This window comes from Adlercreutzia sp., assembly GCF_056795635.1.
The window spans coordinates 1-8016 of the sequence record NZ_JBQIIT010000040.1 but is presented as its reverse complement, the minus strand read 5'-3'; the positions used below and the strand labels follow the sequence as shown (position 1 = coordinate 8016).

General features: G+C 63.8%; 8 protein-coding genes. 7 read left to right on the top strand and 1 reads right to left on the bottom strand.

Translation table 11 applies throughout. From position 1 onward, the window contains the following. Both ACTOXK_RS11655 and ACTOXK_RS11650 read left to right on the top strand, forming a co-directional pair. The coding region (locus ACTOXK_RS11655) for a helix-turn-helix transcriptional regulator (RefSeq protein WP_482279965.1) at positions 1-1263 on the top strand (1263 nt) is incomplete at its 5' end. A 105-nt stretch (positions 1264-1368) separates the two neighbouring features. Continuing rightward, on the top strand, positions 1369-1908 hold the full coding sequence (locus ACTOXK_RS11650; RefSeq protein WP_482279964.1) for a hypothetical protein: 540 nt from the start codon (positions 1369-1371) through the stop codon (positions 1906-1908). A 244-nt stretch (positions 1909-2152) separates the two neighbouring features. Here ACTOXK_RS11650 and ACTOXK_RS11645 read toward each other — a convergent pair whose 3' ends face one another. Beyond that, the gene (locus tag ACTOXK_RS11645; protein WP_482279963.1) at positions 2153-2572 is read right to left on the bottom strand and encodes a metallopeptidase family protein; all 420 of its coding nucleotides are present in this window, start codon (positions 2570-2572) and stop codon (positions 2153-2155) included. Positions 2573-2963: 391 nt separating this feature from the next. On the opposite strand from ACTOXK_RS11645, the gene tatA reads away from it, so the two are divergent. The 5 genes from tatA to ACTOXK_RS11620 form a co-directional block, all read left to right on the top strand. Next, entirely contained in the window at positions 2964-3233 is a 270-nt protein-coding gene (gene tatA / locus ACTOXK_RS11640) for a twin-arginine translocase TatA/TatE family subunit (protein ID WP_016310419.1), read from the top strand. Positions 3234-3330: 97 nt separating this feature from the next. Beyond that, positions 3331-3801 carry a transcription elongation factor GreA gene (gene greA, locus ACTOXK_RS11635; protein WP_016310420.1) on the top strand — a complete coding sequence of 157 codons (471 nt, stop codon included), beginning with the start codon at positions 3331-3333 and terminating at the stop codon, positions 3799-3801. A 1-nt stretch (position 3802) separates the two neighbouring features. Further along, a complete protein-coding gene (gene lysS, locus ACTOXK_RS11630; protein ID WP_482279962.1) occupies positions 3803-5776 on the top strand; it encodes a lysine--tRNA ligase in 1974 nt (657 codons plus the stop codon). Positions 5777-5908: 132 nt separating this feature from the next. Then, positions 5909-6859 (top strand): ion transporter, encoded by a 951-nt coding sequence (locus tag ACTOXK_RS11625; protein ID WP_136434671.1) that lies wholly within the window; start codon positions 5909-5911, stop codon positions 6857-6859. Between the two features lie 180 nt (positions 6860-7039). Next, the coding region (locus ACTOXK_RS11620; RefSeq protein ID WP_482279961.1) for a Clp protease N-terminal domain-containing protein at positions 7040-8016 on the top strand (977 nt) is incomplete at its 3' end.

Sequence of the window (8016 nt, the reverse complement as noted above, 5' to 3'; positions counted from 1 at the left end):
CCCTACCTGCTCCACCGCCCGGTGCACCGGCGGCTCAGCCTGGTGGCGGCCGTGCTTTTGTTCTTGGGGCCGGCCTATTGCGCCGTGGAAAGCGTGCTGTCCCATGCGAATACCTGGGCGATGTTCTTCATGTTCTGCCTCTCGGGCTGCGGCTACGGCTGCTGCATGCTGGTGTGGGGTCGTGCCCTGGCCGTGAAGGAGGTGGCCCATTCGGCGCGCCAGGTATTCGCCGACACCTGCGCGGCGGTGGTGGTGATGGTGGTGGCCATGGTGCCGCCCGAGGCGGTGGGCATGGCGCTTATGGCGGTGCTGGGCGTGGTGGCCGGTGTGGTGGGATCGCGCAAGGTTCCCGACACCCCCTCGGCCGAGCTGCTGTCCGGCCAAGTGGTGGTCAGCGACACGCGCAATGCCATTCCGAAGTCATCTTATTTCGTGGGAGCTACGCTGTGGCTCGTCTACGGCATCTTCTGGTCGCTGCTGGGCGATATTTCCTTTACCGGCGGCAGCATGGGCTTTCTTGTGGTGGTGGCCACCATTATCCTGGCCGTGGCCGGGCTGTCCATCGTGCGGCTGCACCACCATCCCATCGCAAATCTGTCGCGGGCCTTCTGGTTGGCTGTGCCGCTGCTCGTGACGGGCTTGGCGTTCTTCGTGGCCGGCGAGGAATGGCTGATTCGCGTGGCTGTGGTGCTGATCGTGCTGTCCATGGTGGTGTCCTACATGCATCTCATGGCCCACTTCGCCGCTTTGGCCCACCGGCCGACCCTGCTGCCGGACCAGATGTTCGCTTGGGGTTGGCTGGCGCCGTACGCTGGCATGTTCATCGGGGTGTTCGTGGGCATTCTGCTGCGCTCGGCGGGCGGCGAGGCGACGAATTTGTTCCTGCCCATTGCCGCGGGCGTGCTCGTGGTGGTTGTCATTGCATCGATGCGCAGCATCGAGGTTATCGCGGCCCATAAGCGCGATCACGAGGCGCGGCGGGCGGCGGCTGCAGCCGTGGAGGAACCTGTGGACATCGAGGTGCAGATGGGTGACGTGTTCGCCGATCTGGGTCTGTCCCTGCGGGAGAAGGACGTGGCGGCGCTGCTGATGCAGGGTCACAGCCAGGCGGCCATTGCCGGCCAGCTGTTCGTGGCGACGAGCACGGTGAACACCCATGTCAAACATATCTACCGCAAGGCCTGCGTGAATTCCAAGCAGGAATTCATCGATCTGTGCCAGAAGAAGTTGGAAGAGGCCCAAACGAGTCCCAGCGTGGGATAGGATGCAGTGTCTGCCCGCGGTGCTGGGCCGTGCCTGGCGCGGTCCGGCGGGGAGCGGCTCGAGTATTGTGTGGGGATAGTTCCCTCGACAGAAAGGCAAGAGGCAGTGAAGCAGTTTCTCTCGAATCCGATCGTGCGCACGGCAGGACTGTTCGTGGCGTTGTTCGCCATCGGGTTTGCCACGCGGATGCCCGCATGGCAGTTTCCCCACATCTACGCTTTGCACGGCGTGCTGGCGGCTCCGTTTTGCGCTGCTTTGGCCGCGTGGCACCTGGTGCGCGGCGGCTCGGTGGTCCAGCTTGTCGCTGCCACGGCCCTGCTCGCCGTGGTGCTGGGCATGATGAGCCCCGCCATGGGCTTGAGCTTTGCCCTGGTGGCAGCGCTGACGTTGGCTGTGCGGGCGTGCGTGCGATCGGTGCCCGCTGCCATGCGGTCGGTGGCAGTGGCAGCGGTGTTCGGCGCGCTCGACTATCCGTGCGCCTTGGCGGTGGGCCTCGCGCTGGGCTCCTACGGTCCGTCGGCCGAGGCATTGCCCATGATCGCACTGCTGCTGGCGCTCTCGGTGGCCCTGTCCCTATTCGGCGCCTTCGTGGCGGCCTCCCTGGCTGATCGACGGTCGGCAAAGTGTTCGAACTCTTCCTCGTAGGCGTCCTTGCCGACGCCGGGCATAGGTACATGTGGGAGGCGAGGCTGGACAGTCGTTCTTGGTGAATGTCGAAGCGGCGCTTTTTTGCGAGCACCAGGGCGTGCCCTGCACATCGAACGTGAACGTCGGGTGGCGCAGCACTTCCTCGTACTTTTCCATCGGGGCGGTCGAATGGACAGGCAAGAAATCGCTCCTTATTGAGCGCTGGGCTCTGCCGAATGCGACAGTGCTGGCGCTAGAGGGCTTACTCGTAGCCCATGGCGGCCAGCTGGTCCTCGTTAAGGCCGAAGTAGTGGCCCAGCTCGTGGACGACGGTCTTGCCGATCTCCTCCACGATTTCCTCGCGGCTGGAGAAGCAGCGCTCGTGGGGCCCCTTGAACACGGTGATCACGTCGGGGATGTCGTCGTCGTAGCCGTTCGCGCGCTCGACGATGGACAGCCCATCGAACAGTCCCAGCAAATCGTCGGGCAGCTCGTCGCCCTCCCCGTCGCCAGCTGGGACTTCGGAGTCCTCGTGCGCGTCGTCCCAGCCCAGGTGGTAGGCGTTCGGCTCGTCCTCCCACACGACGGCCACGTTCTCCAGCGCGTTGAGAAATTGCTCGGGCATGGCGTCGAGCGCCTCGGCGAGGGCGGCTTCAAATTCTTCGTCAGTCATGCGGTGCATGGCGGCTTCCTCTCAAAAGTGGCTTGAAAAGAACGTTTTGGGAGCCGAATCGGGCGGAAGCGGGCGGAATCGGGCGAAACCGAGTGGGAGCAAACCTCTCCATCGGGGCGTTTTCCCTGATCGCAATTTCCAAGGCGAAGAGAAAAGGCTTCCCTTGATCCCCAAACCGTTCTCTTCAAGCCATTTTAGATGATGCCCCGCAGCCGCCGTGCCCGCTCTTCTTCATCGTTGAAGTATTTGTGCGAGTTCGGTCGCGGCCTCGGCGTTTGTGCTACCATTGCCCGCGCACAAAGGAGCGCCTCACGGGGGACGGCTAACGGGGTTTGTTCGTCGCGTCGCGCCTGAGACAAGCAGTGGCAGGCATCGCTTGCCCGACTCAACGGAGGAATGCATGAAGATTTTGGGCATGGGAGTTCCCGAGCTCCTTATCATCCTGGTCGTCATCCTGCTCATCTTCGGCCCGAAGAACCTGCCCAAACTCGGCAGTGCCCTCGGTAAGACGGTGAAGAACCTGCGCGATGGCATGGGCGCGGGCGAGAAGGAAGTCGCCGAGGCCGCCGATGACGAGGAAGTCGTCGAGGTTGTCGAGGAGGTCGTGGAAGAGCCGGCTCCGGCTCCGAAGAAGACCGTCAAGAAGGTCGTGAAGAAGAAGGCCGAATAGCCTTTCCGCCCCTTCGCATACCAAGGTATATCGTGGTGCGCCCGCCGGATAGTGCGGGCGCACCACCAGTGTATAAAGAGAGAAAACGGGACAAATTATGGCTAACGAGAACTACGTACTGACCCAAGAGGGCAAGGAGAAGCTGGAAGAAGAGCTGCACTACCTGGAGACCGAGAAGCGCGCCGAGATCGGCGAGCGCATCAAGGTGGCCCGCGAGTTCGGCGACATCTCCGAGAATTCCGAGTACGACGACGCGAAGAACGAGCAGGGCATGATGGAGGCGCGCATCGCCGAGATCAGCCGCATTCTGTCGGAGGCCACTGTCGTGAATGCGCCGAAGCGTTCGAGCAAGGTGAATATCGGCTCTACCGTGACGGTGGATATGAACGGTCGCGAGCGCGTGTTCACCATCGTGGGCGGCGCCGAATCCGATGCTGCCGAGGGCAAGATCTCCAACGAGTCGCCTGTAGGCCAGGCGCTGCTCGGCTGCAAGAAGGGCGATGAGGTGACCACCACCGGCCCCACCGGCCGCGATATCACTCTGACCGTTCTGAAGATCGAGCACTAATATGGCTGAAGAAATTGCTGAGGTAATCGAAGACGATCCCATCGAGGTGCGCAAGGCGAAGCGCGAGGCGCTCATCGCCGCGGGCGTGGATCCCTACGGCCATGCCATCAAGCGCAGCCACAGCGTGGGCGAGCTGAACGAGCAGTACGCTCATCTGGGGGACGGTGATTCCACCGAGGATGCGGTCACCATCGCTGGCCGCATCATGGCCAAGCGGGTGCAGGGCAAGATCGCCTTTTTGGAGCTGCGCGAGTCGGGCTGCGACATTCAGCTGTTCTGCCGCATCAACGCTCTGGGCGACGAACGCTTCGCCGACCTGTGCGACCTGGACGTGGGCGACTGGATTGCCGTCACCGGCACTATGATGCGCACCCGCCGCGGTCAGCTGTCCGTGGCCGTAGACTCCTTTGAACTCATGAGCAAGTCGCTGCGCCCCTTGCCCGAGAAGTTCCACGGGCTCACGGACAAGGAGACCCGCTACCGCCAGCGCTATGTGGATCTGGTCATGAACCCCGAGGTGCGCACTACCTTCGAGCGCCGCTTCAAGATCGTGTCGGCCATTCGCCGCTACATGGAGGATGAGGGCTTCTACGAGGTGGAAACGCCGTTTCTGCACGCCATCATCGGCGGCGCGAACGCGAAGCCCTTCATCACGCATTTCAATGCGCTCGATCGCGACTACTACCTGCGCATCGCCACGGAGCTGCCGCTGAAGCGTTTGCTCGTGGGCGGTTTCGAGAAGGTATTCGAGATCGGCCGCCAGTTCCGCAACGAGGGCATGGATCCGTACCACAACCCCGAGTTCACCACCATGGAGGCCTATGCGGCCTTCAGCGATCTGGACGGCATGATGGACCTCACCGAGGGCTGCATCAAGGCCGCGGCCGAGGCCGCCTGCGGCAGCCTGCAGATCGAGTACCAGGGCACGCCGGTGGATCTGTCCGGTACCTGGCGCCGCGCCACCATGATGGAGCTGGCCAGCGAGCACGCCGGCGAGGAGGTGTCCTTCAAGCGCAGCCGCGACGAGCTCGTGGCCATTCTGGAGAAGCACGGCGGCCATGCGGAAGCGGCCTGGGGCAAGGGCAAGCTCATCAGCGAGATCTTCGAGGCCGTAGCCGAGGAGAAGCTCATCCAGCCCACCTTCGTCATCGATCATCCGCTGGAGATTTCCCCGCTCGCGAAGAAGGATCCCGAGAACCCCGAGCTCACCCAGCGCTTCGAGCTGTTCATCTTAGGCCACGAGTACGCCAACGCCTTCACCGAGCTGAACGACCCGGTGGACCAGGCCGAGCGCTTCCGCGCCCAGGTAGAGGCCAAGGACATGGGCGACGACGAGGCCATGGGCTTCGACGCCGACTACATCCGCGCCCTGGAGTACGGCATGCCGCCGGCGGGCGGCGTAGGAATAGGCATCGACCGCATGGTCATGCTGCTCACCGACGCGCCCTCCATCCGCGACGTGCTTCTGTTCCCGCACATGAAGGACGAAGTGCCGGTGGGTGGCAACGCTGCGTCCGCGGTTCCGTCTGCAGCTGAGACTGCGGCCCCGACGGGCGAGGCCCCGGCAGCCTCTGCGGCTCCCATGGACTTCGCAAACGTGGTCATCGAGCCCCTGTTCGCCGATGAGGTGGACTTCGACACCTTCAGCAAGTCCGATTTCCGCGCCGTGAAGGTGAAGGAGTGCGCAGCTGTGCCGAAGTCCAAGAAGCTGCTCCAGTTCACCCTGGACGATGGCACCGGCACCGACCGCACCATCCTGTCGGGCATCCACGCCTACTACGAGCCGGAGGAGCTGGTGGGACGCACCCTCATCGCCATTACCAACCTGCCGCCGCGCAAGATGATGGGCATCGCCTCGTGCGGCATGATTATCAGCGCCGTGCACGAAGTGCCGGGCGAGGATGGCGAGCCCGAGGAGCGCCTGAACCTGCTCATGGTGGACGACCGCATTCCCGCCGGCGCCAAGCTGTACTAGGCGAACAGTTACCAACTTACCTACGGATGGGCCCGCGCTGAGCAGTGCGGGCCCATCCGTTTCTAGAATAGGCGTCAGCGAGAGCAGACGTGAAAGAGGAGCAGCCGATTCGGCGCGAGAGGAGGTGCGGCCATGGGGCGGCATCGGGAAAGCGAGCGAGCCGAGCGATTCCGCCGGCGGCTCAAGCTGTCCCATACCAACCAGTTGAAGCGCGAGACGTTCTACGCGTTGGAGAACTTGCGCCGCGCCAGCTGGCCGGCCCGCTTCGTGGGCGGGGCGCTGTTCGCGCTCATCCTGCTGAATGCCGTGGTGGTGTTCGTATCCACCCAGCCAGGGCTCGATCCCGTCACGGCCGATGTGGTCGCCGGCTTCTACCGCTTCTCCACGGTCTGCTTCTGCGTCGAGTACTTTGCCCGCATCTGGATTGCCGATCTGGCTTTCGGCAACTGCACGCCGTCGCGAGCTCGGCTGCGCTATATCTGCTCGCCCTGGGGCATCATCGACCTGCTCTCCTTCGCGCCGAACATGGTGGCCTGGTTCGTGCCGGTGACGGCGGCGCTGGGGCAGATCATCAACGTGGTGCGCCTCGTGCGCCTCGTGAAGATCTCCCGCTACATGCGCGGCCTGCGCACCATCGGCCGCGTCATCGCGAAGCACTACCACGAGATTGTGGCGGCCTTTCTGGTTATCGCCCTGCTTGTGGTGGTGTCCAGCGTGGTTATGTACGAGATCGAGCACCCGGCCCAGCCTGACAAGTTCAACAACCTGCTGTCGGGCGTGTACTGGGCCGTCACGACCGTTACGGGCACCGGCTATGGCGATTTGGTGCCTATTACGCCGGCCGGGCGCATCGTGGGCTCCGTCATCATGTTCCTCTCGGTGGCCTTAGTGGCCATTCCTGGCGGTATCTTTTCCGCCGGTTTCGTGGCCGAGTTCCAGAACGCGAACCTGCGCAAGATCGAGCGCGACGTGCGACGCGAAGACGCTCGCCAAGACGGCCGCGATGAAGCCGAACGCGCGGGCGTAGGGGAAGGGGCCGCTGGCGAGGGCGAGGCTGCCTCAGATGGCGATCAGCAGGGATAGCGTGGCTGTGGCGTCGCTTCCCCTCACAACGTGCCCACAAAACAGCCCTTCTCGGCACCATGCTTTAGCAATTCGCCCGCGTGAGTGCTAAACTGCTCGGGAACTATATTTCGTGCCCGGCCTGTCTGCTAGCGAGAGAGAACCTTTGCCGCGGGGCACCAACGAAGGAACGAGGAAACCATGTCATTCGAGAAATTCACGGACAAAGCACGCAAGGTGCTGGTCCTGGCTCAGGATGAGGCGCGTGCGCTCCATCAGCCCTACGTGGGCACCGAGCATATTCTCTTGGGCCTTATCCAGGAGAAGGACGGCCTGGCCGCCCAGGCCCTCGATCGCCTGAACGTCACCTACGACGGGGTGGTGCAGGCCATCCGCCAGGTGGTCACCATCGACGAGGACGCCGACGTGTCGGGGCATCTGTCCTTCACGCCGCGGGTGAAGCGCGTGCTGGAGAACTCCCTGCGCGAGGCCATGCAGATGGGCCAGTCCTACATCTCCACCGAGCACTTGCTCTTGGGCATCGTGCGCGAGGGCGAGGGCACGGCTTTGGAAGTGCTCGGTCGCCTGAACGTGTCCGGCGACGATGTGCGCGGCGCCCTGAACGATCTGGTGGGCCAGTCGCCTGTCTACGCGGGCCGCTCCGGCTTCGACGGGCCGATCTCGTCGGATTCCATGCTCACCGAGTTCGGCACTGATCTCACGAAGAAGGCCCGCGACGGCAAGCTGGACCCGGTCATCGGCCGCGCCTCGGAAATCGAGCGCGTCATGCAGATTCTGTCCCGCCGCCAGAAGAACAACCCGCTCATCCTGGGCGAGCCCGGCGTGGGCAAGACGGCCATCGCCGAGGGGCTGGCCCAGCTCATTGTGAGCAACCAGGTGCCCGACATCCTGCGCGGCAAGCGCCTCATCACGCTGGACGTGTCGGCGCTCGTGGCCGGTTCCAAGTACCGCGGCGAGTTCGAGGAGCGTCTGAAGAAGGTCATCAAGGAGGTGATGGACGCCGGCGACGTGCTGCTGTTCATCGACGAGATCCACACCATCATCGGCGCCGGCTCCGCCGAGGGCTCCATCGACGCGGCCGCCATTCTGAAGCCCCCGCTGTCCCGCGGCGAGATTCAGATCATCGGCGCCACCACCCTGGAGGAGTACCGCAAGCA